Origin of the sequence: Undibacterium sp. YM2 (genome assembly GCF_009937975.1) — a bacterium.
In the GTDB taxonomy this organism is placed as follows: domain Bacteria; phylum Pseudomonadota; class Gammaproteobacteria; order Burkholderiales; family Burkholderiaceae_D; genus Undibacterium.
Window position 1 is genome coordinate 5,428,245 of sequence record NZ_AP018441.1, and the last position, 26,527, is coordinate 5,454,771.

Consider the following 26,527-nt stretch of genomic DNA (forward strand, 5'->3'; position numbering starts at 1 on the left):
ATAACGAGAAATTAATCCCATCCAAACAAGCAAGGAGTACATCATGTTATCGGCAACATCAAATAGCAAAACAATGAGCTTGAAACCGGCTGTGGCATTCATCACGCTACTAGCCATTGCACTGCCTGCAATGGCAACGACTTACAAGGTCACAACAGCCAAGGAATTGCAGGACGCCATCGGCAAGGTAAAGGCAGGTGATGTAATACAACTGGCAGCAGGCACCTACAAGGACAAGTTCGTCATCAAGAACAAAAGCGGCAAGGCTGACTCCCCCATACAACTGACCGGCCCAGCCGGCTCATCTGCCGCCGTGCTGGTGAACAGCGGCGGTTATGGCCTGTATCTCGATCACGCGAATTACTGGATCATTGATGGCATCACGGTCAATAATTCAGGCAAGGGCATCATTCTCGACACCTCCACCAACAACGTACTGCAAAACCTGACCGTGCATGATGTCGATGATGAGGGCATACATTTTCGCGCCTTCAGCACCGACAATGTATTGAAAAACAGCCACATCTATAACACCGGCAAGAAACAGGCTGGCTTTGGTGAAGGCGTATATATAGGATCAGCCAATTCCAACTGGTGCACTTACACTTCATGCAACCCGGACAAGAGTGACCGCAACAAGGTGCTGACCAACAGCATAGGGCCGAATGTGAATGCCGAGGGCATAGACATCAAGGAAGGTTCATCCGATGGTCTGATACAGGGCAATACCTTCGATGGCAGCGGCATCAGTGGTGAAAATTATGCCGACAGTGTGATTGATGTCAAAGGTAATAATTACGCCATCACCGGCAATACCGTCAATAACCATCCCACTTCCAGCGACAAGAACCTGCTGGACGGCTTTCAGGTGCACCAGGCTTATACTGGCTGGGGCAAGAATAATAAATTCAGCAGCAACCGTTTTAACCTCAATACCAAGGGTTATGGCATCAATGTACAGCCAGGCCTGACCGGCAATATCGTCTGTGACAATAACTCGGTAACGAATACAACAGGCGGTGTCGCCAATGTGGCACTGAGCCATTGCCAGTAATGAGTATGCGCCCGGGCTTTAGCTGATCTGCCCGTCTTTTGTTGCCTGTTCACGCAGCTTGTCTTTCTTGCTTTTACGCTTGCCCTTGATGCCGCCAGTCGGCGCATCAGGGCTGGCATCAGACTCTGCTTTGTGTGTTGCAATTGCCACAGGCTCAAAACCGGGCAAGGTCTCGCGAGGCACACGCTTTCCCTGGCGTTTTTCTATGAGGCGGAAATGCATTTCATGTTCAGCCAGGATAAAGCTGATTGCCGTGCCACTCGCACCGGCACGGCCAGTGCGGCCTATGCGGTGGATATAATCATCTGCCGAACGCGGCAAATCATAATTGACGACCGCAGGCAGGCCAGCAACGTCAATACCTCGTGCCGCCAGGTCAGTCGCAACCAGTACCTGTATGCGGTTCGCCTTGAAGTCAGTCAGCATGTGCTGGCGCGCACCCTGGCTGGCATCGCCATTAAATGCCTTTGCCTTGATACCTGCTTTTTTCAATTTATTGCTGACGGTGTCGCTCGCATATTTGGTGGCAACAAACACCAGCACGCGCTCCCATTGCTGCTCTTTGATCAGGTGCACCAGCAGGCGGGTACGCTTGTCAGCATCCACTGATATCGCCCTTTGCGCGATATCAGGCAGGTTCTCAGTCAGGTCGGCAATCGCGATGCGCACAGGCTCATGCAACATGCCTAGCGCCAGCTTTTTGACTGCGGGTGAGAAAGTGGCCGAGAAAAACAGGTTTTGACGCTTGGCAGGTAATTGCTCAAGTATGCGTTTGATTTCATCGGCAAAACCCAGGTCCAGCAAGCGGTCTGCCTCATCCAGCACCAGTGTCGCCACGTCTTTTAAAGACAGGGCATTGTTATCCAGCAAATCGAGCAAGCGACCCGGCGTACTGATGACGATATCAGCCCCACCACGCAAATGCATCATTTGCGGGTTGATGGACGCGCCACCATAAATCACCGCCACCTTCAACTTCTTTGGTAAATGCTCTGCCAAAGCCTCGATTGTTTGGCCTACCTGCCCGGATAATTCACGGGTAGGTACCAGTATCAGGATTTTGACTTTACGCTGTTTGCTGCTTTCTTCCATGCCTTGCTGCAAGCGCTGTAACAGTGGCAAGGCAAAGGCAGCTGTCTTGCCAGAACCGGTCTGTGCCAGCGCCATGACATCCTCGCCAGCCAATACCGCCGGAATAGCCTCAGCCTGCACCGCAGTTGGTGTTTCATACTGGCGTGTGGCGACCGCTTGCAAGAGTTCCGGGATCAGGCCTAGGGATTCAAAAGTCATGGGTAAATTGGAGAAGGGAAAAAGAAATTCTGTATTGAGCGTTACACTATAAAATCAAGCTGCGCCACAAGCTTCATCGCGCGGAGATGTCGCTCCATCAATGCGCATTGTAGTGCAAAACCGCCCTGTATCTGCAGATACCTGTCCCTGCAATACATGTGCTTACTCATCAGGGAGTCGGTGTTTTGACAACAATTACTTTCATCCAAGCGGACTTTGCCCGCCACAAAGATGTGCTCCTGGCCATGAATCTTGAATACATGGGCTGGGTCGCCGCACACATCAAACAGGATTTTGGTATTACCAGCGAAGACTTGCTCGGCATGCCACTGACAGATTATGTAGCTGGTGCACTGGACAAAATCTGTGGCACAGATACACTGGACAGCATGTTTTATCTGGTGGAGACAGACGGCCAGATAGCCGCCATGGGTGGCAGACGCGGCACACAGCCAGGCGTGGCCGAGATCAAGCGCCTGTATGTATTGCCAGGTTTTCGTGGCCTGCATCTGGGCGATGCGCTTTTACAACGCCTGCTCAGCGACGTACGCCAGCAGGGCTATGAGCGCGTGCGCCTCGACAGTGCACCCTTCATGCATGCAGCCCACAAACTTTACGAAGCAGCAGGATTCAAGGATTGCCAGCCCTATGAAGGCGCAGAAGTACCGGCGGTCCTGCATCCCCGCTGGCGGTTTATGGAATTGATACTGTAAGCAACACTCACTTTGAGGCAACCCATGCAAATCCAGACCATCCTGGCCTTTGGCGGCCATAGCGAAGCAGCGATACAGTTCTACAAACAAGCCATAGGTGCAGAAGTGCAAGTCATGCTGCGCTGGAAAGACAGCCCAGACCCGGCCATGCGCAGCGTATCATCCGATCCGGATAAAATCATGCATGCCTCATTCCGCGTAGGTGACACCATACTGATGGCAACTGACGGCATACAAACCCTGGCCCAGCCTGACATCAAAGGCCTCCCACTGAACCTCGAAGCCAGGGACGACAGCGAAGCCAGGCAGCTATTCGCGGCCCTCAGCAATGGTGGAACAGTACAGATGCCCCTGAGCAAAACCTTCTGGACCTCACTGTCAGGCATGCTGACAGATCGATTTGGTGTCTCGTGGATGGTGAATGTGGCCTCGCCCGAGGAATAATGCAACATTTACTTTGGTCTTGACTCAAAGAGAATTGGCACAACACTGGAAAGCAAGGCTTCATTCATCACGCCTGTTTCAATCATATAAAAGAAAAAACCCACTCCTGTGTAGAAGTGGGCTTTTGTTTACGTACTAAACAAGCTCGGGGTTAGAACGGAATATCATCATCCATATCCGAGAAATTCGGTGCCGGGCGTGAGGCTGGGGCCTGGCGTTGTTGTGGGGCTGCCTGTGGGCGTGGGGCTGGTGCACCGCCGCCGCCACCACCGTAGCCACCACCATCATCCATACCTGCGCCGCCGCCCATGCCCTGGCGGCTGCCCAGCATTTGCATGCTGTCGGCCTTGATGTCGGTTGCGTATTTTTCTACGCCGTCTTTGTCGGTGTATTTGCGGGTACGCAGGCTGCCTTCAACGTAGACTTGCGAACCTTTTTTCAGGTATTGACCGGCGATTTCTGCCAGTTTGCCGAAGAAGGTAATGCGGTGCCATTCTGTCTGTTCTTTCTTTTCACCGCTGGACTTGTCTTTCCAGCTATCGGTGGTCGCCACGGTGATGCTGGTCATTGCATCGCCTGATGGCATGTAACGGGTTTCCGGGTCTCTCCCAAGGTTGCCAACGATAATGACCTTGTTCACTGATGCCATATGATTCTCCTGATTTTTCCTGATACAAATTAATTTAAGCCTTTGCCCCAGCGACAGTTTTGCTGCGTTTGGGTATATTCGGCATATTGACAGCGATAAGCAGCCATATCGCTGTCAGGACTGCACTTACAACAAAAACGGATGAAGCTGCCATATGCTGCTTTATCCAGCCCCCAGTGCACCACCACAGAACAGGCCTATCGCCTGCAAGGTGTTGTACACGCCGAGAGCCGCCCCCTTGGCTGCTGGCGGGGCAATACGTGATACCAGCGAGGGCTGGCATGCCTCCAGAATATTGAAGGCAATGAAAAAAGCAAACAATAAAATTACCAGCATGACCGGGGACTGCAGGTATTGCCACAAACCCAGTTCAACCAATAATAATAAAGCAATTGCCGCAACAAATACTTGTTTCATCTTGCCAAATTTTTCACCAATGAAGATTGCTGGCAACATGGCAACAAATGAAGCAAACATGACAGGCAGATAGACTTTCCAGTGCGCGGTCACCGGCAGGTCAGCATATTGCACCAGTGCGGCTGGCACGACGACGAACATGGCCATTTGCGTCAGGTGCAGGGCAAACACGCCGTAATTGAGGCGCATGAGTTCTGTATTCTTCAAGACCACGGAGAGGGGCACGGGCGCATGGCGTATCGCCGGTGCTTCTGGCGTGATGAACAAGACAACGGCGATACCTACCAGTGACAAGACACCCGTCATGGCAAAGATGCCGCTCATGCCTATGCTTTGATACAGCAAGGGTGCGGCCACCAGTGAAAATGCAAAGGTCAGGCCTATGGAGCCACCTACCATGGCCATGGCCTTGGTGCGGTGTTCTTCTCTGGTGGTATCGGCAATCAGGGCGGTGATGGCGGCGGAGATCGCACCTGCGCCCTGTATGCCACGACCGACGATGACACCAATCACTGTGGTTGCAGATGCTGCAACAAAAGCGCCAATCGCGAACAACAACAGGCCAATGACGATGATGCGCTTGCGGCCAAACTTGTCAGAAGCTATCCCGAACGGGATTTGCCCGAAGGCCTGGCTCAGGCCATACATGCCCATGGCGAGGCCAACCAGGCTGGCATTGTCACCATCAGGCAGGGTCTTGGCATGAATCGCAAATACCGGCAGGATGAGGAACAGACCCAGCATGCGCAAGGCAAAGATGGAAGCAAGGGAGGCACTGGAGCTGATCTCCTCACGGCTCATGCCGGCAGGCTCTTGCTCACTCAGGGCGGATGCATCGGAAGATGTTGCAATAGTCATATTCAAAAAAGCTCGTCCAGTGTATTTAGTTTGCGCAAAGCAAAGGCGAGCCCGCAGTGATTTTCAAAACCCGTTATAGTATCAGGTTGCACGCCTACTTCCTCCAATTCGGCCCAAATTCAGCACAGAGATTATGACGACACGCACAAAAGCAGCAAAAGCGCCCAAACCGGCAGAAATCGACTTTGATGCCAGTGATGTTCAATTGGCACAAAAACGCGAATTGATACGTGTACGCGGCGCACGTACCCACAACCTGAAAAATATCAGCATAGACTTGCCGCGCAATAAACTGGTGGTCATCACCGGCCTGTCTGGTTCGGGCAAGTCTTCACTGGCTTTTGATACCCTTTATGCAGAAGGCCAGCGCCGCTATGTAGAATCACTGTCTGCCTATGCGCGCCAGTTTTTGCAATTGATGGAAAAACCGGACGTGGACTTGATCGAGGGCTTGTCACCGGCCATCTCCATTGAGCAAAAAGCCACTTCGCATAATCCACGTTCTACTGTTGGCACGGTCACCGAGATACATGATTACCTGCGTCTGCTGTATGCACGCGTGGGTACGCCATATTGCCCGGATCACCCGGAGAACCCGCTGGCTGCGCAATCTGTCTCGCAAATGGTGGATGCCGTGCTGGCCATGCCTGACGATACCAAACTCATGATACTCGCGCCTGTGGTTGCCAACCGCAAGGGCGAGCACATGGATTTGTTTGAGCAGATGCAGGCACAGGGCTTTATACGTTTTCGCGTACAGAGCGGCACGCATGAAGCGAAAATTTATGAAGTCGATAACCTGCCGAAGCTGAAGAAGACCGAGAAGCATTCTATTGATGTCGTCATCGACCGCGTCAAGGTAAAAGCGGACATCAAACAGCGTCTGGCCGAATCATTTGAAACCTGTTTGCGCCTGGCAAATGGCCGTGCCCTGATTGTGGATATGGACAGCAATCATGAGCAATTATTCTCGAACAAATTTGCCTGCCCTATTTGCGGTTATTCATTGCAGGAGCTGGAACCGCGTTTGTTCTCTTTCAATAATCCCATGGGTGCCTGCCCTGAATGTGATGGTCTTGGGCATATAGAATTTTTTGATCCCAAGCGCATCGTCGCATTCCCTAACTTGTCGCTGGCCAGTGGTGCGGTCAAGGGTTGGGACAGGCGCAACCAATTCTACTTCCAGATGCTGTCCAACCTGGCGGCATACTATGAATTTGATATTGATACGCCTTATGAACAATTGCCGGAATCTGCTCAGCAAATCATTTTGTATGGCTCAGGCAAACAGCAGATACCGTTTACCTATATCAATGAAAAAGGCCGTACTGTCATCAAGGAACATAGTTTTGAAGGTGTGGTGACGAATCTGCAACGCCGTTATCGCGAAACTGATTCCATGGCCGTCAAAGAAGAGCTGGCCAAGTTCATCAATGAAAAACAATGCCCATCTTGCGATGGCGCACGCCTGCGTATAGAAGCGCGTTATGTCAAGGTGGGTACAGGCAAGCAGGAGAAGGCAATTTACGATATCAGCGCCATGCCTTTGCGCGAAACCCTGCATTTCTTTGAACACTTGAAATTGACTGGCTCCAAGCGCGATATCGCTGACCGCATCATCAAGGAAATCACGGCACGCCTGACTTTCCTGAATAATGTCGGTCTCGATTATCTGTCGCTGGAACGCAGTGCCGATACCCTGTCTGGTGGTGAAGCACAGCGCATACGCCTGGCATCGCAAATTGGTTCTGGCCTGACTGGCGTCATGTATGTGCTGGATGAACCTTCTATTGGCTTGCATCAGCGCGACAATGACAGGCTTATCGATACGCTCAAGCACCTACGCGATATCGGCAATAGCGTGCTGGTGGTTGAGCATGACGAAGATGCGATACGTTGCGCCGACTTTGTGGTCGATATGGGTCTCGGTGCGGGCGTGCATGGCGGTGAAATTATCGCCCAGGGCACCCTGGCAGATATCATGGGCAACAAGCGTTCGCTGACAGCGCAATACCTCAGTGGTGCGCTGGAAATTGCCGTACCAAAGAAACGTACGAAAGCAGACCCGGCCAAGCAATTGCTGATTGCCGGTGCGCGCGGCAATAACCTCAAAAAAGTATCGATGAAATTGCCAGTTGGTTTGCTGACTTGCGTGACCGGTGTTTCTGGTTCAGGCAAATCGACGCTGGTGAATGACACGCTGTACCACGTCGCTGCGCGTCACTTGTATGGTTCTCAAACTGAACCGGCAACATTTGACCACGTCAGCGGCCTTGAGCATTTTGATAAAGTCATTTCTGTCGACCAGGCACCTATTGGTCGTACCCCACGTTCCAACCCTGCCACTTATACTGGCTTGTTCACACCTATACGTGATTTGTTCGCCACCGTGCCAACCGCAAAAGAACGTGGCTATAGCGCTGGCCGTTTCTCCTTCAACGTCAAGGGTGGCCGTTGCGAAGCCTGCCAGGGTGATGGCGTCATCAAGGTCGAGATGCATTTCCTGCCTGACGTGTATGTGCCTTGCGATGTCTGTCACGGCAAGCGCTATAACCGCGAAACTCTGGAAGTGCATTACAAGGGCAAGAATATCAATGAAGTGCTGGGTATGACGGTGGAAGATGCCCATGAATTCTTCAAGGTTGTGCCTATCATAGCGCGCAAATTGCAAACCCTGCTGGATGTGGGCCTGGGTTATATACGCCTGGGGCAAAGTGCTACGACCCTGTCGGGTGGTGAGGCGCAACGCGTGAAGCTGTCGCTGGAATTATCCAAGCGCGATACTGGCCGCACCCTGTACATCCTTGATGAACCGACCACTGGTTTGCACTTCCATGATATCGCGCTGCTGTTGAAGGTCATACACAGATTGCGTGACCAGGGTAATACAGTCGTCATCATTGAGCATAATCTTGATGTCATCAAAACCGCTGACTGGCTCATTGATCTTGGCCCTGAAGGCGGCGCTGGTGGTGGCAAGATCATTGCGACAGGTACACCGGAAGAAGTGGCGGATAATCCTGAGAGTGTGACTGGCAAGTACTTGCTGCCACTGTTGAAGAAATCAAAATAAGGTAATGCCTTGATGTGAGGCGCTGTTCCTGCAAAGGAAACAGCGCCTTTTTTATTGATGTTGCGTTGTGATGTTGCGTTGAGCGATGTGCATTTTCATGAGCGTACTTTAGGCTTGGTTATAATAGCTTTCAATCCGCAGCACATCAGTTCTGCAATAACTAAAAACAGGACTTACGCAAAATTGTCCCAGCAAGGCTATCGCTAAGGTAGCCTCCCTTGCAAGGGAGGCTCGTTACGTTGGCAGACAACATGTTGTCTGAAACCCCAACTACACCGTAGCGACGAAGTCAGTACTGTAGTACGCGGCTCCTAGGAGAGTCGCTGCAACGCAGCTGGGGCGGTTTTGCGTAAGTCCTATACAAGATACCTGCTTAGCAATGACCATACGCCTGATCGTTGGCCTGGGTAACCCCGGCCCTGAATATGAACAAACCCGTCACAATGCCGGTTTCTGGCTGGTAGATCAATTGCCAGCCAGCCTGCAAAGGGACAAGAATTTCAATGCCCTGGTAGGCAAGACGCGCATCGCCAACCAGGAAGTGTGGCTGCTGGAGCCACAGACCTTCATGAACCGCTCGGGGCAATCGGTAGGCGCGATCTGCCGCTTCTACAAGATCACGCCAGACCAGGTACTGGTGGTGCATGATGAACTGGATATCATGCCTGGCATTGCCAAGCTCAAGCTCGGCGGCTCATCCGGCGGACATAATGGCCTCAAGGATATTACTGCGGCCCTGGGCACCCAGGATTACTGGCGTTTGCGCATAGGCATAGGCCACCCGCGCAGCCTGAATCTAACCCAGGGTGTAGCAGACTTTGTCTTGCACAGGCCACGCAAGGAAGAGCAGGGGCCGATAGACGAAGCGATCGCCAATAGCCTGGCTGTGCTACCCTTGCTGGTTGAAGGCAAATTTCCTGAAGCGATGATGCAACTGCATACGACAAAATGAGTTCAGCGATACAAATCCATGCCGGTCGCAAAGCATACGCCCACTTGCGCGAGCATGGCTTGCGTGCGCAAGATATTGCCATCATCCCGGCAGCGGCGGGCGGCCCCAAGGGTTTGATCTTGCAGGCTCTGGATCAATGGATATTTGGTGAGTGGTTGCCAACTGCACCGCGTGAACGCACGCTGATCGGTGCATCTATCGGTGCCTGGCGCATGGCGGCAGCCAGCCATGCTGACCCTGTGGCAGCTTTCCAGCGTCTCGGTGATTTGTATTGTGAACAGCGTTACCCTGAAAAGCCCTCCGCCCAATATGTGACGCGCGAAATCCAGAATCTCTTGCACGACTTTATTGGCGGCCATGAGGCAGAAGTCGTCAACCAGCCCTTGCACAGGCTGCATTTGCTGGCAGTGCGTGGTCGTGGTTTGTTGACGGCACCACAATCGGTGAGCAAGGCCAAGGCTGGTTTTGTGGCCGCCACTTTTGCCAACCTGACTTCACGCTCGCGCCTGGCCAGGCATATGGACCGCGTTATCGTGGGTGACGAGCGTGACCCGCTGTTCTGGCTGAAAGCCAGGTTCGATGGTTTTGACACTCACTTCTGCCCGCTAAAGACTGATAACCTCGGCTGGTCGTTGCTGGCATCTGGCACCCTGCCGCTGATCATGGAGCCGGTAAGGAATATCCCGCATACGCCAGCAGGTACTTACTGGGATGGCGGCATCATTGATTACCATCTGGCCTTGCCCTATTCGCGTGTGTCTGGCAGCAAGGATGGCGACCTGGTGCTCTACCCGCACTTTACCGACCATATCGTACCCGGCTGGCTGGACAAGCCCTTGCCATGGCGCAGGGCAGGCATGGGCGCTAACCGCCAGTGGCTGGACAATGTGATCATGGTGTCACCGTCGCCGTCTTTCCTGAAGACGCTGACACGCGGCAAGCTGCCTGACCGTAAAGACTTTTTTTACTACGGCACGAATCATGATTTCCGTATCCAGAACTGGAAGCTGGCAATCAGCGAGAGTGCACGCATGCGCGACGACTTTGCAGCATTTGTTGAGAAACCAAATCTTGATCTGGTACAGGCTTTGAATTTTTAAGCTGGCAAAGATAATTTTTGTTCGCGCTGCTCGGCCACGTACTGAACAAGTTCAGGAAAAAATTCCAGGAAACCTTTGCTCAATGCATCGTAATTGCTGAGCAAATCACCCAGGCCCGCACGCAGCAAATCACCATTCTTTGACAGCCTTTGCGAAGTGCGCGCTACGGCAATTCTGACGCCGTCAAATTCATGATAAGAGCCCAGCCAGTCCTGGCTCAGCATGCGCGGCAAGGCTGCCTGCAGATTATCAGGTAAGACTATTTTGGATTGTTCTTGCAGGGCACCATAAAACCGCTGTATCAATTCGTGACGTGCAACAGGGCTAGCTTGTGGCCAATGCTGGCTCAACACATGGTCATAAAAGATATCCAGCAAGATGCCGGCATAGCGGCGGTGCTGGTCCTGGAACAAGGCTTTGGCCTGCAAGACGATGGGATGGCTGTCGGTATAGCTATCAACTTGCCTGTGGATTTGTATATCAGCCTGGATTTCAGGATGATAGAGCGCAGTGTCCTTGAGTTTGACAAAGTCACCGAGCAAGGCTCCCAGCATGGCTTTATCGCTATGCTGGGCCAGGTAGATGTGGGCAAGGTAATTCATATTCGCTACAAGTATAGCTGGCTTTGTATTTACCTGCTTCTGCGTCCAGATTACCTTATCCCTATTCCTCTATTTGCTCGCCATCTTTATCGGCACCGTCAGACGCTGTCTTGGCGGTGGGCACATGCCGCCCCTGTTGCTTCAATGCCTGCCTGAGCAGATACTCAACCTGGGCATTGGCACTGCGCAGCTCTTGCGCCGCCATGCGTTCGATCTCGTTCCACAACAGGGGATCGATACGCAGGGGGAAGGATTTTTTTCCTGGGCTGGCCATTATCTGGCATTCAAACGTGGAGTGATATAACTGAGCAGGCGCTGCGGATCTTGTGTACCCAGGCGCAGTGCCTTGCCATTGCGCAAAACCACCAGTATGGCGGTATTACCAGTGGCGTTATATAACATGCCTTTGCTTGTGAATCTGATGCCATACCCTTCCATCATGCTGGTAGTGGTGGCTTCTGCATAAGCAATATCCGACAGGGCAATTTTCCAGGAAGGAAAACCAATCAGACCAAAATGCCAGCGCAGATAACTTGCATCAACACTTATGGTCAAGGCTCCAAGTAAAGCCAGCAACAGCAGGCTCACCAGCGGCAAGGCCAGTTTGATGCCTGTCATTCCTGGCCCCAGGTATATCATTTGCACCGCGAGTAAGAGCACGGTACTGACAGGCAGGATAATCCACAGCAACTTCATCCACTGTTTTTCCACATAGACTGGATGTTCCATTTTCTTGTCTCGCTACAAATTAATTGTATAAAGTGCCGGTGTTGATGACGGGCTGGGTCTCTTTATCCGAGCACAGCACCACCAGCAAATTGCTGACCATGGCCGCTTTTCTTTCATCATCGAGTTCGCATATCTTGCGTTCTGACAGACCTTGCAAAGCGGCCTCCACCATGCTGACCGCACCATGCACGATTTTCTTGCGGGCGCTGATGATCGCTTCTGCCTGCTGGCGGCGCAACATGACCTGGGCAATTTCTGCGGCATAGGCCAGGTGTGTGAGCTTGGCGTCTTCTACATCAATGCCGGCTGCAGTAAAGCGCTTGTGCAATTCATCACGCATGGCACCGGCGACGACGTCCATGCCTGCGCGCAATGTGGTTTCGCCTTCAGCCAGGTCTTCGCCATCATCATAGGCATACTGGGTTGCCAGGTGGCGTATCGCTGCTTCAGACTGAATATTCACAAACCGCTCAAAATCATCGACATTGTAAATCGCCAAGGCTGTGTCCTGCACCCGCCAGATAATGGCTGCACCAATTTCCACAGGATTGCCGCGCTTGTCATTCACCTTCAGCGGCGCAGTGTTCAAAGTACGGGCGCGCAGGCTGAGCTTGCGTTTGGAATAGAAAGGATTGACCCAGCGCAGGCCTTCGCTGCGGTCTGTGCCCTTGTATTGACCAAACAAGGACAACAAGGCCGCTTCATTCGGTTGCAGCATGTACAGGCCGGTGAGGATGAAAAGACCCAGCACCACAGCAGCCAGCCGCATCAGCACGCCAGACAGGCTGGGCTGCCCAGCACTAAGCAGATCGATAAAACTATAGGCACCGCCTGCGACAAACAGCAAGCCCACGACAATCATGAAATAACCGTCCAGCGACGTAAGTGGGCGCTCTTGTATTAATTTTTTACCAGTCGCCGACACTGAGGTAGTACTCATACTTTCTCCTGATAGATGGCACTTTGAAATCAAAGTGATATCACTTTAGTGCGCAGACATGGAATTGTCAAGGACGTTTATAAAATGAATGAAGTTACAGTTCAGCAGGCGAAAAATGACAAAAAGGCTACTCTTTACGAATAGCCTTTCAGGTTGACGGACTTACGGTAAATATCTGCCGGTGTTCAGGATAGCGGGAACAAATTCTTCACGCGGTTACCGGCAAGCTGCTTGCTCGCCGCCAGCACAGACAGGCAAGTCCTGGGCTTGCAAGTGACGGCGGCAGGTTCGGCTGCCGTCTCGTTCTCGGGCACCTGCTCTTCAACTGGTTTGCTGCGGGTACCGGCAAAATACATAAGCACGCCCAGCATGGCAGCCGATATCAATACCCAGAACATGACATCACTGTGGAAATGCGCGAGCAGGAAACCGCAAATCACAGGATTGAGTGCCGCGCCAAACATGGCCAGGCTCTGCGCCCCGTAATAACTGCCGCGCTTGTCGGCAGGGGCGATCATGTCGATGAACATATATTCACAGGGAATGACGATGACCTCACCTACGGTAAAGACCAGGGTTGCCAGCACCCAGCTCATGGCGCTGCCGGCATGCATAAAACCCAGCAAACCCACGGCATACAAAGTGGCACCCAGACTGACCCAGCGGAACAGGTATTTTTGCTGCATCAGCTTACCTACCGGATATTGCAGAGTCACCACAGTCACTGCATTGGTGATGAGGATAAATGGCAGCAATTGTGCCGTTGCCTGCGTGCCCTGGCTGACGATCAGGTATTGCGACAGATAACCCGAGACAAAACGGCCAAACACAAAGGACGTGAGCACACTGCCCATGGAAAACAGGATAAGGCGGCGGTCACTTCTCAGCACGCGCATGGTTGCCCTGAAACCGGCAGGGCTGGATCTGCTTGCTTCTCCTGTCCTGGGTGCAGTGCCAGGCTTGCCCAGCACCTGCGACGCCAGCAGCGAAAATGCAGCCGCCATCCACAGGGGTCCGGACACCTTGATGGCAAACAGCCAGGCACCCAGTACCGGCCCCAGGGCAAACGCCACATTGATCAGGGTGTAGTTCAGGGAAAATGCCTTTGGTCTTTGCTCAGGCGGCAACAGATCAGCCAGTGTGGCTTTCAGGGAAATACCGCGCAGGGTCAGTGCCGACTCTATGCACATCAGGACGAACAGTGCAGTCCATGCATTCGGCACTATCGTCAGCGTGGCCGTGCTGACAGCAACGACGATGCCAGCCAGTTTCATCAACAAATTCTTGCTGAGCCGGTCTGCCAGATAACCGGCATACAGGCTGAACAGGGTAGAAGAAAAAATACTCCCCCCAGGACCCAGCCTATGGTTTGCTGGTCAATACCGAGGTGCTCATAGAGGTACAGTGCCATGAAAGGCAGGGCAACGGCGCGCCCCATGACAAACACAAAAGAACTGAATAAAAGCCGGATTACGGCGGCGGGAAAGCGGGACATCATCTTCCTTTTCTGTACATTCAACAACAGATGGGTACTGATGTCAGACAGTATGATAAAAAAAGCTGAAAGGAAAAATGGATATAATTTAAAAAAATTTTTCCCCTTTTATGGGCCAGGCCAGCGCTTACACTATCCCGCATGAAACTGCTCGATCATTACCGCAAGCTGCATGCTTTTCTGCAGCATCAGGAACAACAACCTGGCCTGCCCGCACTGGCACTGGCCATGCATTGCAGTGAGCGCAATATGCGCAACCTGCTGGCAAAAATGCAGCAACGCGGCTGGCTGGACTGGCAGGCCGGGCGTGGGCGTGGCAATCACTCGCAATTGCAGCTTTTGCAAACCCCAGATAACCTGGCGCTTGATCATTTGTCGCAATACCTGGCACGTGGTGATCTGGAGCAGGCTTTTGCCAGTCTCGACGATCACCAGCGACAGCAACTTGCAAGCCGCCTGCCGGATTACCTGGGCATGCCAGACAGTGCCTGCCGCAGCTTGCGCATGCCCCTGTTCCGCAGCGTAGAAAGCCTGGATCCTTTAAAAGTCTATGGCCGTCTCGAAGCACATCTGGTGCGGCAGATTTTTTCGCGCCTGACAACCTTTGATCATGAACAGAATGCCTTGCGCCCGGCAATTGCCCATCACTGGGAAAGCGAAAAAAATGGCAGCATCTGGCATTTCTGGTTGCGCTCTGGACTAAGTTTTCATGACGGCACTGAACTGAGCACAGAAGATGTCAAGGCCAGCTTCTTGCGACTGCGTGATGAATCAGCGATTTACCAACGCTTATATCGTCACCTGCAATATGTGGAGACTGGCCCCAGCCAACGTGTGAGTTTTTATCTCGATCACCCTGACCAGTTGTGGCCAAATTGCTTGGCCACGGCCAACTCCTCCATCGTGCCACGTCACCGTGCAGCTGACTTTGCACGCTTCCCGGTTGGCAGCGGTGCATTTCGCGTAATACGCAACAACACCTACCAACTGACCTTGCAGGCTTTCAAGGATTATTACCGTGAACGCCCTTTGCTTGATGAAATAGATTTGTGGATGCTGCCACCACCGTCTGGCCCATCAGGCTTTGATTTGCAGTTTGGCTATGCGAACCAGGATTGTTCAAAAAAACAAACGATTGCCGGTGCAGAGTCCGGTTGCACTTACATCATCTGTAATTCTTCGCGCAGCTTTTTTAAAACTGCAGAACAAAGGCTGGCACTGGCAGACTGGCTGGCACCCGAAACCCTGTTTGATCCAGAAGAACGTAGCAGGAAACCGGCCTCAGGCTTGCTCGCCATCTGGAAGCACCGCGTCGCCAAAAAACCCAGGTGCAGCAGCTTCAAGGCTGGCAGTAAATTACGCATGGTCAGTGGCCAAACGCCTGAAATGCTGAGTCTGGCGCAAGCGGTAAAGCAAAGGCTGGAAGCAGGTGGCATCACGGTTCACTGGACCAGCCTGCCGTATGATCAACTGCTGGCACGTGAATGGATGAAAGACGCTGACCTCGTCGTCACCCGCGAAGTCATGCATGACGACCAGGATTTTGGTTGCTATGAATGGTTCCTGGCCGACAGTGTTTTCCGCCGCTGGATGCCCGCCAGCGCCCTGAAACCTCTGGATGCTGACTTGATGAAGGTCAGGGAACTGGCAGACAGCAAGCGCCGCATGCTGGCCTATGCACGCATAGGAAGGCGACTCGTCAAAGAAGGCTGGATGATCCCCATCTCGCATGAAAACCAGCAAGTCAGTATCGCCCCGCATGTGGCGGGCGTCAGGATGACGCCGTTTGGTTTTGTGTCTTTCAATGAACTGTGGCTGCGGCACTAAGCTGGCTTTTGAGAGTGTCTATCGTGCTTATAGTGCATATGAAAATCCGGCCATAGCGGGGTAATTGCTTTCTACGGTAAGATGCTGATCCAGCTATCCTTTGTTTGTACAGCATGAAAACCCGCATCCGCACTGAAGCCGCCGCCCTCTGGACCATTGCCTGGCCTGTCCTGATAGGACAACTGGCCACGGTAGGCATGAGCGTGGCCGACGTCGCCATGACCGGCCACCTCAGTGCAAACGACCTTGCTGCGGTGTCACTGGGTGCGAATGTCTGGGTGATTATCCTGGTCAGCGTGATGGGCATCATGATGGCGGTGAATACCGTGATCGCCCATGAAGTAGGCGCAGAAAATCATGAACGTGTACCGCACATGGTGCGCCAGGCTTTGTGGCTGGGCCTGGGTGTTGGCCTGGTTGGCTGTGTGTTGCTGAATGTCGCTACCCTGATCTTCAATTACCTGCAACTGGAGCCAGCCATCAATGCCAAGGCTTCAGAGTTTGTCCATGTCATCAGTCTGGGCATGCCTGCCTTTGCCATGTACCGCGCCCTGTATGGTTACACCACCAGCCTGAACCAGACCAAGCCGGTCATGGTGATTGCACTCGGCGGCCTGGCTTTCAATATCATCATCAACTGGCTGTTTATTTACGGCCATTTGGGTTTCCCCAAGCTCGGCTCTACCGGCTGTGCCATGGCTACCGGCATGGGCTTATGGCTGATGCTGGGTGCCATGATATTCTGGATGCGACGTGCCGCAGTCTATAAAGAGACTTTTCCCTTCAGCCATTATGAGGGACCGAATTGGGCAGAGATACGTTCTACCCTGCGCCTGGGCCTGCCTATAGGTGTTACTTATTTTGCTGAAGTCTCAGCCTTTGGTGCCGTCGGTTTGCTGATCGCCCGCTTTGGTGTGGTGCCAGTTTCGGCCAACCAGATCGCCCTGAATTTTTCCTCGCTGGTGTTCATGGTACCCATGAGCCTGGGTATCGCCCTGACTACGCGGGTAGGGCAAACTCTGGGTGAAGGTGACCCTGAGCGTGCGCGCTTTGTCTCCTGGATAGGCTATGCCTTATCGATGAGTTTTGCCGTCATATCGGCACTGGGCATCATGATCTTCCGCGACCTGGTGGCGGCGGCTTACACCTCTGACCCGGCGGTTCAGGCACTGGCATCAGAGTTGTTGCTGTATGCGGCGATCTTCCAGTTGTCTGATGCAGCGCAGGTCACGGCATCCTGTGCCATACGCGGCTACAAAGTCACGCGCACACCGATGCTGATACACCTGATGGCATTCTATGGTTTTGCCCTGCCCATAGGTTGCGTGCTGGGCCTGGCACCATCGTGGATGCCATGGCATCCAGAAGAACCGATGGCAGCACGTGGGTTCTGGACAGGTCTGGTACTCGGCCTGACTATTGCCGGTATCATGCTGACAGGCTTGCTGCATCAACTCAGCCAGCGCAGGATCAGGCAAGCTGCTGGTACAAGCCAGTAATGCCATCCATGGTGCTGAGTATGCGTTCACTGGTGGTGGCAACATTGATCGCATATTGACGCGCATTTTTGGGTTCGCTGATCTTGCGCAGGGCATCGTCAAAAAACATCCATTGTTGCTGTGCCAGCGCCAGTTCTTCGCGTATGCGTGCTGTGTTCGATGGCGCTGCCTGCAGGGTTGCCATGCCGGCGACAAAATCCTTGCGCGCAAGCTCGAGCTTGGCCATCACATCCGGCGGCGCAACTCCCCATTGCTGGGCCTGGTAAAACTTGGCCATTCTTTGCGAGAGCATGCGCTGGCGGCCTGCGATGTTCACTAACTGGCCCATGGCCGTGCCAGAATAGGTTTCCAGTTGTACCGTGGCCTTGTGGGCAATGCTGAGGACATCTTCATTGAGCACCATGATGAGGCGGGCATCTTGCTGATTGGGCTGCTTCTCCAGCAAGACTGTTTTATAGGCCAGCCAGTTCTTTTCCATTTCAGACAGCAATTGCTTGTTGTCACTGGTGGGTGCAAAAGTTTTGAGTTCGGCCAGTTGTTTGTCAAAACTTGCCAACGAGCTATCAAGTATCTTGCGCGACTGCTCAAGCTCTATACCCTGCCCCAACTGCAGATAAGCCTTGGCCAGACGCTGCGACAACATGCGTTGGCGACCGGATTTATTGATCGCCTCATTCAGGCTGATGACCTGCGCGATTGCATAAGAAAGCACGGCAAGATTGCCCACTGTTAACACTGCCTTGCTTATAAATCCGCGTCTGTTCATTGCTTGCTCCTGAATAATTATTGGAATTAGCATTCACAAAGCAAACTTCATACCTGTATTTTTAAGTAAAACCGCCCCAAAATAAGGCAAACATCATTTTGTTGATCATTTTGCTCTTGCGTTTTTGTGCTGCTGCCATTGCATCATTCAGGCGTTTTCCAGGTATTGTTGCCAGAATCGGTCTGGAGGGCGGGCTTTCCGGTAAAATAGCGGGTTAATTAAATCTCCAACTGGCAAAACATCATGAGTCTCAAATGCGGCATCGTCGGCCTGCCTAACGTCGGCAAATCCACACTGTTCAATGCGCTGACCAAAGCGGGCATACCGGCAGAAAATTATCCTTTCTGCACTATCGAGCCTAATGTCGGTGTTGTTGAGGTACCTGATCCACGTCTGAAGCAATTGTCTGACATCGTCAAGCCTGAGCGCATCCAGAACGCCATCGTTGAATTTGTCGATATCGCTGGCCTGGTGGCCGGTGCCTCCAAAGGTGAAGGTCTGGGCAACCAGTTCCTCGCGCACATCCGCGAAACTGACGCCATCGTCAACGTGGTGCGCTGCTTTGAAGATGACAACGTCATCCACGTTGCTGGCAAAGTCAGCCCGCTCGACGATATCGAGGTTATCCAGACTGAGCTGGCCCTGGCTGACATGGGCACGGTAGAAAAAGCCATCCACCGCGAAAACAAGAAAGCCCGCTCTGGCGACAAAGATGCGCTGAAACTGGTGACCGTGTTGGAACGCATCATGCCCGCCCTGAACGACGCCAAACCAGTGCGCGCCCTGGGCCTGGATGCAGAAGAATTGCTGCTGATCAAACCACTGTGCCTGATCACAGCCAAACCGGCGATGTATGTCGCCAACGTTTCTGACAGCGGCTTCACCAACAACCCATTGCTGGACCAGTTGACTGCCTACGCAGCATCCCAGAATGCCCCTATCGTCGCCATCTGCGCTTCGATAGAATCTGAAATCGCTGACCTCGACGATGCCGACAAGGCCGACTTCCTGGCTGACATGGGCATGGAAGAACCAGGTCTCGACCGCCTGATACGCGCTGCATTCAAACTGCTGGGCCTGCAAACCTACTTCACCGCCGGCGTCAAGGAAGTACGCGCCTGGACCATACACGTAGGTGACACCGCCCCGCAAGCAGCAGGCGTGATCCACACCGACTTCGAACGCGGCTTCATCCGCGCCCAGACGATTGCATTTGATGATTACATCACTTACAAGGGCGAAACCGGTGCCAAGGAAGCAGGCAAGATGCGCGCTGAGGGCAAGGAATATGTGGTCAAGGATGGCGATGTGCTGAACTTCCTGTTCAACGTCTGAAGAAATCTGACCAACATCAGAAACCCCACAAAAAGCCGCGACATTCGCGGCTTTTTTGCTTCCTTTTTTGCTTCCTTTATTGCCCTTGTGTCCGAGATGTAATATTTTAAGTGCTTCACTGTCCAGCAGCGTCCATTATCTCGCGGAGAAAATTTGTCTGATAAATATCCATGCATTACCACTTATGAAAGCCAGACATGAATCTTGATGTACGCACCATCATGCTGATGTGGAGTGGCATTAATCTGCTGGGTGCGGGAATGATGGCACTCATCAGTTTTCATGCGGACAATGTCAGGGGCGCACGTCAGTGGGCGCTGGGACATTGCTGTATGAGTATAGGTATTTTTACCAGCACACAGATGTCCCCCGAATGGCCTTCGTTGATTATTGCCAGCGTCCCTTTCATCGCGGGTTGTGGTTTTGGTCTACTCTTTAACGGAATTGAAGCTTTCAAGGGAAAATGCTGCCACTACTGGGTTCCAGCATGGATAGGCGGACAAATGATGCTGCAAAGCCTGTGGCTGGGCATCGTGCATGACAATGTGCGCATGGTAGTCACCGCCAACTCTCTGCTGGTCAGTGCCATATTCGCTGCCTGTGCGCTGAGTCTGAACGTCAAAGCCACGCAGCCATTAAAAACCGCTTACAACCTGGCCGCAGTGTCCTTTTCATTTATTGCCTTAGTGAGTTTTCTCAGGGCTTTGAATATCCTGCTTAAACCGGCTGAAGAGATTTCCTTGTTTGCACAGGGTAATGTCAATCCGGTGCTCATTGTGCTCGGTGGCTTGTCGCAACTATCCATCTCGCTGGCACTAGTTCTACTAATCACTTTCCGCCTGGTCAGTGATTTACGCGAGCAAGCCTCGCATGACAGCCTGACAGGACTGTTGAACCGTCGTAGTTTCGAAGATGAGTCAAAGCGCTTGCTGGCGCGTGCCACCCGGACTGGTGAGACTTTGTCTGTCATCATGATTGATGTTGATTACTTCAAACGTATCAATGATGTACATGGTCACCAGGCGGGTGATGAAGTATTGCGCCGTCTGGCAGCGCTGTTGCAGTCTGTGGTTCGCAGTGAAGATTGCATGGCCCGTTATGGCGGGGAAGAGTTTTGTGTTTTACTCACTGGTACTGGCGAACAAGGCGCCGCGCAATTGGCTGAGCGTGTGCGTTCGCTGTATGCTGAATTACAGATAAGCTGGAAAAACGAGGCACTGCAAAGCACTCTGAGTGCTGGCATTGCCGATTCTTTAGGTATTGGCATGGATTTGGCTGCACTGGTAGAGGCCGCAGACCAGGCATTATACCGGGCAAAAAATGCTGGTCGTAACTGCATAGCCTTGTATTCGACAGGCAGTTAAATGCCCTTGTTTAAGGCAAGAGTTCGCTGGTTGTTTGAACGGAGAGACAGATTATCCCGGGCATGAAATTCAAGTTGAATGTGCTGCAACTGAATGCGGGCGAAATCCTGATGAGTCGCTTGTGGCAATCCCGGTATATTGCCGGATTAATGAATTTAATTGATATCAGACTATCGATCTGGCGCTAAGTCAGGCGCAAACAATTGAAAATCGGTCGCGAGTAAAAAAACAATTTTATGTGCTGTCGCGTTCGACGATAGAAAAACCTATATCCCTGACCTTGTCTGTTACAGGAATACCATTGACGCGGTCAATGATGAAGCGTGCCGCCAAATTGCCTATAGTCGTACCGTCTATGCGTACACTGGTCAGTGGTGGATCAAGGTCTTTTGAAAATTCCTGGTCACCCAAGCCGATCACTGCCAGTTGTTCAGGTATGGCAATGCCCATCGCGTGGGCTTCTATGATGACACCCAGGGCCATCATGTCCGAACTGCAAAAAATCGCATCGATAGCGGGATCATTCTCCAGCAGGCTACGCAGGCCACTGCGCCCACACCCTAAGGTAGTCGGGGCTTTAACGATGCATGTAGCAACTTCAGTCGCACCTACCCGCCCCATCCCCATCCCCAAAGCCGCATCAGAAAACGCCTTGTTGCGACGCGCTGCGCGTTCATCATTGGCACTGATGGTGGCCACGCGCTGACGCCCGCGGCTATGCAGATATTTCGCCACTGCCTCACCAATTTTTTCGTGTGAAAAACCAACCAGCATATCTATTGGAGTAGGTGTCAAATCCCAGGTCTCCACTACCGGGATACCGCTGGCAAGCAAACGTTTACGGCCCAATTCTGAACGCATGATGCCGGTCAGGATGACACCATCTGGACGACGTCCTATGATGGCCTCAAGCAAAACATCTTCCCTTGAATTTTCATATCCTGCCTGGCCCAGCATCAATTGATAGCCTTCGTCTGCCAGTGATTTGGTGAGCGACTGCACCATCTCCAAAAATACTGAGCCAGTTATGGTCGGCACAACAGCCGCAACGAGTCGGCTTTTTTTTGACGCCAGGCCACCTGCCAGCAAATTGGGAACATAGCCAGTACGCTCAACCGCTTCACGTACACGTGCCAGAACTGCTGGAGATACAGCATCAGGGGTATTCAAAGCCCGTGAAGCAGTAATCGGCGCAACATTGGCAAGTTTTGCCACATCGCGCAAAGTAAAGCCACCGCTGGAGCGACGACTACGACGCACTGTGTCAGCCGGAAGCAGGTCCGTTACAAGCTCTTCAGTTGCAGTATCAAGTTTGGCTGTCGTGGTCTTGGATTGCTTGTTTTTCATTCATAAATTATAGCATTGCACATTCAGTCAACCATATGCCAACTGCGACGCCCTTGTTGTCGTTGTTACTGAATTTGCCCGGTTTAAATCAAAAAACCCGAATGCAATGCAATCCGGGTTTTGTCATACAAGACTAGAAATTCTGAATTTATCCAACTGCGCGTTGGCGCCCAGCCATATGTGAACTGTAGACATCGCCTTTGCTTAAGAGCGTACCTGCTTCAACTGCAACTATCCAACTGTCTGTACTGGCAACCGCAGCAAAATTGGAATGAAAGACGACACTGAAGGCACGGTGAATTTCTTCCGCAGTCGCATAACCAGCCGCATTTTCATAAGGCAAAGAGCCTGTGGCATCACTCAGCATTTCGACCTGATAACCCAGGTGTGCCGCTTCAAGTATGCTGCTGGCATTGCAGTTGTGCGTCATGTAGCCAACTATGCTCAGGGTATTGATCTCATTCTTTTTGAGCCAGGCTGCCACATCAGTGCCAGTAAAAACACTGGCCATGTTTTTTTCTATGCGGTGATCAGCGTGACGGCTGGCAACCACTTCATGCAACTCCCAGGTTTTGGAACCACGCGCAAAGATAGGTGAAGTTTCTGGCGCAGAGTGCTGCACCACCAATACAGGAATACCCGCAGCCTTGGCCACATCCATCGCCCGGCCTATGTTTTGCAGGGATACTTGTGGATCAGGGTAGCTGATTTGCATATTGCCAGTGAAATATTCATTTTGTACATCAATAACGATCAGAGCGCGTTTTACAGGGTTGCTGGCAGTCATGGCATTTCCTTTTGAGGTAAATTCAAGGTGGATTGAATAAAACAGCAGCGCTGTTCATGGGATGTATTTTCAGCCATGCAGGCTCAGAATATAAGTGACCCGATTGCCAATATTCGATACAATCAGGCCATGCTCACATCTCCCCCTGACAACAAGATCAATATCGCGGTGCTGGCCTTTGATGGCATCAGCCCTTTCCATTTGTCTGTCCCCTGCATGGTATTTGGTGAGCATCATGGCGGGCTGGACATGCCCTTGTTCGATCTCAAGGTCTGTCTGGCCCTGCCCGGCAGGGCACAGGCTGAAGTGCGCACCAGCGCTGGCTTTGGTATTCACGTGCGGCATGGTCTGCCTGCACTGGGTAAGGCCGACATGGTAGTCATCCCCTCCTGGCATGATGACTTGCGCCCTGCCCCGCCTGCACTGCTGCAGACACTGCGCCAGGCACATGCACGGGGTGCGCGCATCATAGGTTTGTGTCTGGGTGCCTTTGTGCTGGCCGAAGCTGGCTTGCTCGACAAGCGCAGCGCCACCACGCATTGGGCTTTGAGCAAGGCTTTTACTGAACGCTATCCCCAAATCAGCCTGGACCCGAATGTGCTGTATGTCGATCATGGTGATGTCATTACTTCAGCGGGCACTGCCGCGGGCATAGATTGCTGCCTGCATGTGCTGCGCAGCACCTATGGTGCCGATGTGGCGGCCCATGTTGCCCGGCGTCTTGTGGTTGCACCGCACAGGCAGGGTGGGCAGGCACAATACATAGAACAGCCCGTGCCTGTGCTGGCCACTGATGACCGCCTGGCCAAAGTACTGGAATGGATGCTGGCTCATCTGGCAGAACCGCAGCAACTCGATCAACTGGCGCAGAGAGCCTTGATGAGCAGGCGCAGCTTTACCCGTCACTTCCAGCAGCAGACTGGCACGACCGTGGGTAAATGGTTATTGAACCAAAGACTGGCGCTAGCCCAGCGTCAACTCGAAACCAGCAAGCGGGCAATTGATGACATCGCTGCTGATACCGGTTTTGGCACAGGACTATTGCTGCGCCGTTATTTCGCCCGTGAATTTGGCCTTTCCCCTTCAGCCTACCGGCATGCTTTCCAAGGGAATGAACGGTAGCCAGACGTCATCAAAAGCATGGGCTTGCGAAGCAACTGGCATGGAATATGCCTGAAACATCAGCATGAATAGAGCTTAGCCATTAAAATAGCCAGAACTCATTTCATAATCAGGGGAGATGCATTCCAGCATATTTCCCGGCTAACTTAATTGCATCAAGACCATGCCCAGCATATTGTCCCTTAGCATTTACCCCATCAAGTCCTGCGCCGGTATCGCGCTGGAGGCGGCCACGCTGACTGAAACCGGCCTCAGTTTTGAAGGCATACATGACAGGGAATGGATGCTGGTCAACCAGCAAGGACAATTCCTGACGCAAAGGGAATTCCCGAAGATGGCTTTGATACGGCCAGAAATCCGCAGTGACGGGCTCTACATCCACGCACCCGGCATGCCTGCGCTCTCCCTGAACCCGCAAGAAGATACCAGTACTACTTCAGTCACGATCTGGGAAGAAAATTTTCCCGCCCTCGATTGCGGGCAAGCCATGGCTGACTGGTTCAGCAAGGCGCTGGATACGCCCTGCCGACTGGTGCGTAGCACGCCACAGACGCAGCGCTATGCGAGTCAGAAATGGACAGGCGACAAACTGGTCGCTACCCGCTTCTCTGATGGCTATCCCATCTTGCTGACGGCAACTGCTTCTCTGGATGACCTTAATCAGAAACTTGAAAAACAGGGTCGCAGTGCGCTGCCCATGAATCGCTTTCGCGCGAATATCGTGCTGGATGGCATAGAAGCTTTTGAAGAAGACTATGCAGAGAATTTTGAGATCGGCAGCCTGATACAACTGCGCCCGGTAAAGCCGTGCCCGCGCTGCCCCATGCCATCAATAGACCAGAGTACAGGTGAGTTTGGTCCTGACCCTATGGATATCCTGCAGACCTACCGCGCCAACCCCTGGTTGATGGCGGCATCACCTTTGGCATGAACGTCATTGTCGAACGGGGCGTAGGGCAATTGCTGCGTGTTGGTGATGCCATCAATATGAATATCGCATTCTAATTACAGACCAACATGGAAAGCATGATGCCAGCGCATACCGATGCAGAGCCAGATGAAGCCCCGTCTGCGCTACTGGAATTGCAGCATGAAAATCAGGCGCTGCGTGCACGGCTGGACAGCTTGCTTGAACTTGCGCACCGCAATCAAAGCATCATGGCGCGGCACCAGAGTTTTGATCTGAAGATTATTGGCGCCAACAGTTTTCGTGAACTCATCACAAATATTTTCAGCGCACTGGCGATCACTTCAGAGCTTGATGTAGTGTCTCTGGTCTTGTTCGATAAAATGGGCGACTTGCAGCAAATGCTGTGCGACCTGAAGATAGACCTGAATGAATTCCCGCACCTGGTTTTCTTGCGGCATGAAGTAGAACTGAGCCAGCCAGAAACTGCGCTGCACAAACCCCAGTTAGGCCTGTACCAGAGCCTCGCTTACTCATCTTACTTCAGCAGCTTCAATAAAAAACCGGCAAGTATTGCCATCATCCCCATGCGCAGGCAAGGCCGCCTGATTGGCTGCCTGAACCTCGGCAGTTTCAAGGCTGACCGTTTCCAGCCGAACATGGCAACAGATTTTATCGAGCGCCTGGGTTCCATCATTGCGATCTGCCTGGAAAACGTCATCAACAATGAGCGCCTGACTTATATAGGCCTGACCGACCCTTTGACGAATGTCAGCAACCGCCGTTATGTCGAACAACGCATGCTGGAAGAAATTGCCCGTGCGCGTCGGCAAAGATACAGTATTGCCTGCATGTATCTGGACATCGATTTCTTCAAACAGATCAATGACCGCTACGGGCATCAGGGTGGTGATGATGTGTTGAAAGAGGTTGCAAAAAGGATCAAGAATGAATTGCGTCTCAGTGACACCCTGGGCCGCTTTGGCGGCGAAGAATTTGTCGTGGTGCTGGTCAACACCAATCTGCATGATGCGATACAGGTGGCAGAACGCATACGCAAAAGCATTGCTGGCCAGGATTTTGTCCTGAGTGAAGCGGGCACTTGCCAGGCCACGATATCCATAGGCCTAACCACCATTGATGAAAATACCAATTACGACAATGCCACCAGCATCGCGCGCGACCTGGTGTTGCGTGCCGACCGTGCCCTATATCAGGCTAAAAACGGCGGGCGTAATCAGGTGAGGTGTTTTTAAG

Annotated in this window: 24 protein-coding genes and 1 pseudogene; 13 read left to right on the forward strand and 12 right to left on the reverse strand. The window is 52.5% G+C overall.

Annotated elements, in window-relative coordinates; all coding sequences use genetic code 11:
- Positions 1 to 43: 43 nt before the first annotated feature.
- Positions 44 to 1,054, forward strand: coding sequence for a right-handed parallel beta-helix repeat-containing protein (locus tag UNDYM_RS24845; RefSeq protein ID WP_162043518.1), 1,011 nt, complete (start codon positions 44 to 46; stop codon positions 1,052 to 1,054).
- A gap of 18 nt (positions 1,055 to 1,072) precedes the next feature.
- Here the strand turns inward: UNDYM_RS24845 and UNDYM_RS24850 are convergent, their stop codons facing one another.
- Positions 1,073 to 2,344 (reverse strand): DEAD/DEAH box helicase, encoded by a 1,272-nt coding sequence (locus UNDYM_RS24850; protein WP_162043519.1) that lies wholly within the window; start codon positions 2,342 to 2,344, stop codon positions 1,073 to 1,075.
- A 185-nt stretch (positions 2,345 to 2,529) separates the two neighbouring features.
- On the opposite strand from UNDYM_RS24850, the gene UNDYM_RS24855 reads away from it, so the two are divergent.
- A complete protein-coding gene (locus tag UNDYM_RS24855) occupies positions 2,530 to 3,057 on the forward strand; it encodes a GNAT family N-acetyltransferase (RefSeq protein ID WP_162043520.1) in 528 nt (175 codons plus the stop codon).
- Between the two features lie 24 nt (positions 3,058 to 3,081).
- A complete protein-coding gene (locus UNDYM_RS24860) occupies positions 3,082 to 3,501 on the forward strand; it encodes a VOC family protein (protein WP_162043521.1) in 420 nt (139 codons plus the stop codon).
- 151 nt (positions 3,502 to 3,652) lie between these two features.
- On the opposite strand, the gene ssb is transcribed toward UNDYM_RS24860, so the two are convergent.
- The gene (ssb, locus tag UNDYM_RS24865) at positions 3,653 to 4,150 is read right to left on the reverse strand and encodes a single-stranded DNA-binding protein (protein ID WP_162043522.1); all 498 of its coding nucleotides are present in this window, start codon (positions 4,148 to 4,150) and stop codon (positions 3,653 to 3,655) included.
- Between the two features lie 34 nt (positions 4,151 to 4,184).
- Positions 4,185 to 5,368: pseudogene (locus UNDYM_RS24870) on the reverse strand (MFS transporter).
- A 190-nt stretch (positions 5,369 to 5,558) separates the two neighbouring features.
- On the opposite strand from UNDYM_RS24870, the gene uvrA reads away from it, so the two are divergent.
- The 3 genes from uvrA to UNDYM_RS24885 all read left to right on the forward strand — a co-directional run bounded on the left by uvrA (position 5,559) and on the right by UNDYM_RS24885 (position 10,550).
- On the forward strand, positions 5,559 to 8,498 hold the full coding sequence (gene uvrA, locus UNDYM_RS24875) for an excinuclease ABC subunit UvrA (protein WP_162043523.1): 2,940 nt from the start codon (positions 5,559 to 5,561) through the stop codon (positions 8,496 to 8,498).
- Between the two features lie 379 nt (positions 8,499 to 8,877).
- Complete coding sequence (pth, locus tag UNDYM_RS24880) at positions 8,878 to 9,450, forward strand: aminoacyl-tRNA hydrolase (protein WP_162043524.1); 573 nt, start codon at positions 8,878 to 8,880, stop codon at positions 9,448 to 9,450.
- The gene (locus UNDYM_RS24885) at positions 9,447 to 10,550 is read left to right on the forward strand and encodes a patatin-like phospholipase family protein (protein WP_162043525.1); all 1,104 of its coding nucleotides are present in this window, start codon (positions 9,447 to 9,449) and stop codon (positions 10,548 to 10,550) included. Before pth ends, UNDYM_RS24885 begins: the two co-directional genes overlap by 4 nt.
- Here the strand turns inward: UNDYM_RS24885 and UNDYM_RS24890 are convergent.
- The 6 genes from UNDYM_RS24890 to UNDYM_RS24915 form a co-directional block, all read right to left on the reverse strand.
- Complete coding sequence (locus tag UNDYM_RS24890; protein WP_162043526.1) at positions 10,547 to 11,152, reverse strand: ACP phosphodiesterase; 606 nt, start codon at positions 11,150 to 11,152, stop codon at positions 10,547 to 10,549. The two genes, UNDYM_RS24885 and UNDYM_RS24890, sit on opposite strands and share 4 nt — an antisense overlap.
- A gap of 61 nt (positions 11,153 to 11,213) precedes the next feature.
- Positions 11,214 to 11,426 (reverse strand): hypothetical protein, encoded by a 213-nt coding sequence (locus tag UNDYM_RS24895; protein WP_162043527.1) that lies wholly within the window; start codon positions 11,424 to 11,426, stop codon positions 11,214 to 11,216.
- On the reverse strand, positions 11,426 to 11,881 hold the full coding sequence (locus UNDYM_RS24900; RefSeq protein ID WP_162043528.1) for a hypothetical protein: 456 nt from the start codon (positions 11,879 to 11,881) through the stop codon (positions 11,426 to 11,428). The genes UNDYM_RS24895 and UNDYM_RS24900 overlap by 1 nt, the downstream gene beginning before the upstream one ends.
- Before the next feature lie 19 nt (positions 11,882 to 11,900).
- Positions 11,901 to 12,821, reverse strand: coding sequence for an SPFH domain-containing protein (locus UNDYM_RS24905; RefSeq protein ID WP_174244966.1), 921 nt, complete (start codon positions 12,819 to 12,821; stop codon positions 11,901 to 11,903).
- Positions 12,822 to 13,006: 185 nt separating this feature from the next.
- On the reverse strand, positions 13,007 to 14,101 hold the full coding sequence (locus UNDYM_RS24910) for an MFS transporter (protein ID WP_370529386.1): 1,095 nt from the start codon (positions 14,099 to 14,101) through the stop codon (positions 13,007 to 13,009).
- Positions 14,095 to 14,316 carry a hypothetical protein gene (locus UNDYM_RS24915; RefSeq protein WP_162043529.1) on the reverse strand — a complete coding sequence of 74 codons (222 nt, stop codon included), beginning with the start codon at positions 14,314 to 14,316 and terminating at the stop codon, positions 14,095 to 14,097. Before UNDYM_RS24915 ends, UNDYM_RS24910 begins: the two co-directional genes overlap by 7 nt.
- Before the next feature lie 141 nt (positions 14,317 to 14,457).
- Here UNDYM_RS24915 and UNDYM_RS24920 point away from each other — a divergent pair, with 141 nt between their 5' ends.
- Both UNDYM_RS24920 and UNDYM_RS24925 read left to right on the forward strand, forming a co-directional pair.
- Positions 14,458 to 16,143: an SgrR family transcriptional regulator gene (locus UNDYM_RS24920; protein ID WP_162043530.1), complete on the forward strand. Its 1,686-nt coding sequence runs from the start codon at positions 14,458 to 14,460 to the stop codon at positions 16,141 to 16,143.
- A 113-nt stretch (positions 16,144 to 16,256) separates the two neighbouring features.
- The gene (locus UNDYM_RS24925) at positions 16,257 to 17,642 is read left to right on the forward strand and encodes an MATE family efflux transporter (RefSeq protein WP_162043531.1); all 1,386 of its coding nucleotides are present in this window, start codon (positions 16,257 to 16,259) and stop codon (positions 17,640 to 17,642) included.
- Here UNDYM_RS24925 and UNDYM_RS24930 read toward each other — a convergent pair.
- Positions 17,614 to 18,408 (reverse strand): type IV pili methyl-accepting chemotaxis transducer N-terminal domain-containing protein, encoded by a 795-nt coding sequence (locus UNDYM_RS24930; protein ID WP_162043532.1) that lies wholly within the window; start codon positions 18,406 to 18,408, stop codon positions 17,614 to 17,616. The genes UNDYM_RS24925 and UNDYM_RS24930 overlap by 29 nt on opposite strands.
- A 243-nt stretch (positions 18,409 to 18,651) precedes the next feature.
- Between UNDYM_RS24930 and ychF the strand changes: the two genes are divergently transcribed.
- Together ychF and UNDYM_RS24940 are read left to right on the forward strand one after the other, a co-directional pair.
- Positions 18,652 to 19,743 (forward strand): redox-regulated ATPase YchF, encoded by a 1,092-nt coding sequence (gene ychF, locus UNDYM_RS24935; protein ID WP_162043533.1) that lies wholly within the window; start codon positions 18,652 to 18,654, stop codon positions 19,741 to 19,743.
- Between the two features lie 197 nt (positions 19,744 to 19,940).
- Positions 19,941 to 21,107, forward strand: coding sequence for a GGDEF domain-containing protein (locus UNDYM_RS24940; protein WP_162043534.1), 1,167 nt, complete (start codon positions 19,941 to 19,943; stop codon positions 21,105 to 21,107).
- Between the two features lie 234 nt (positions 21,108 to 21,341).
- Here the strand turns inward: UNDYM_RS24940 and UNDYM_RS24945 are convergent, their stop codons facing one another.
- Positions 21,342 to 22,454, reverse strand: coding sequence for a LacI family DNA-binding transcriptional regulator (locus tag UNDYM_RS24945; protein ID WP_162043535.1), 1,113 nt, complete (start codon positions 22,452 to 22,454; stop codon positions 21,342 to 21,344).
- Between the two features lie 148 nt (positions 22,455 to 22,602).
- Positions 22,603 to 23,241 (reverse strand): cysteine hydrolase family protein, encoded by a 639-nt coding sequence (locus UNDYM_RS24950; protein WP_162043536.1) that lies wholly within the window; start codon positions 23,239 to 23,241, stop codon positions 22,603 to 22,605.
- Between the two features lie 129 nt (positions 23,242 to 23,370).
- Here UNDYM_RS24950 and UNDYM_RS24955 point away from each other — a divergent pair, with 129 nt between their 5' ends.
- The 3 genes from UNDYM_RS24955 to UNDYM_RS24965 all read left to right on the forward strand — a co-directional run bounded on the left by UNDYM_RS24955 (position 23,371) and on the right by UNDYM_RS24965 (position 26,526).
- Positions 23,371 to 24,363 (forward strand): GlxA family transcriptional regulator, encoded by a 993-nt coding sequence (locus tag UNDYM_RS24955; protein WP_162043537.1) that lies wholly within the window; start codon positions 23,371 to 23,373, stop codon positions 24,361 to 24,363.
- Positions 24,364 to 24,526: 163 nt separating this feature from the next.
- On the forward strand, positions 24,527 to 25,294 hold the full coding sequence (locus UNDYM_RS24960) for an MOSC domain-containing protein (RefSeq protein ID WP_370529389.1): 768 nt from the start codon (positions 24,527 to 24,529) through the stop codon (positions 25,292 to 25,294).
- Positions 25,295 to 25,380: 86 nt separating this feature from the next.
- Positions 25,381 to 26,526, forward strand: coding sequence for a sensor domain-containing diguanylate cyclase (locus UNDYM_RS24965; RefSeq protein WP_162043538.1), 1,146 nt, complete (start codon positions 25,381 to 25,383; stop codon positions 26,524 to 26,526).
- Position 26,527: the final 1 nt, after the last annotated feature.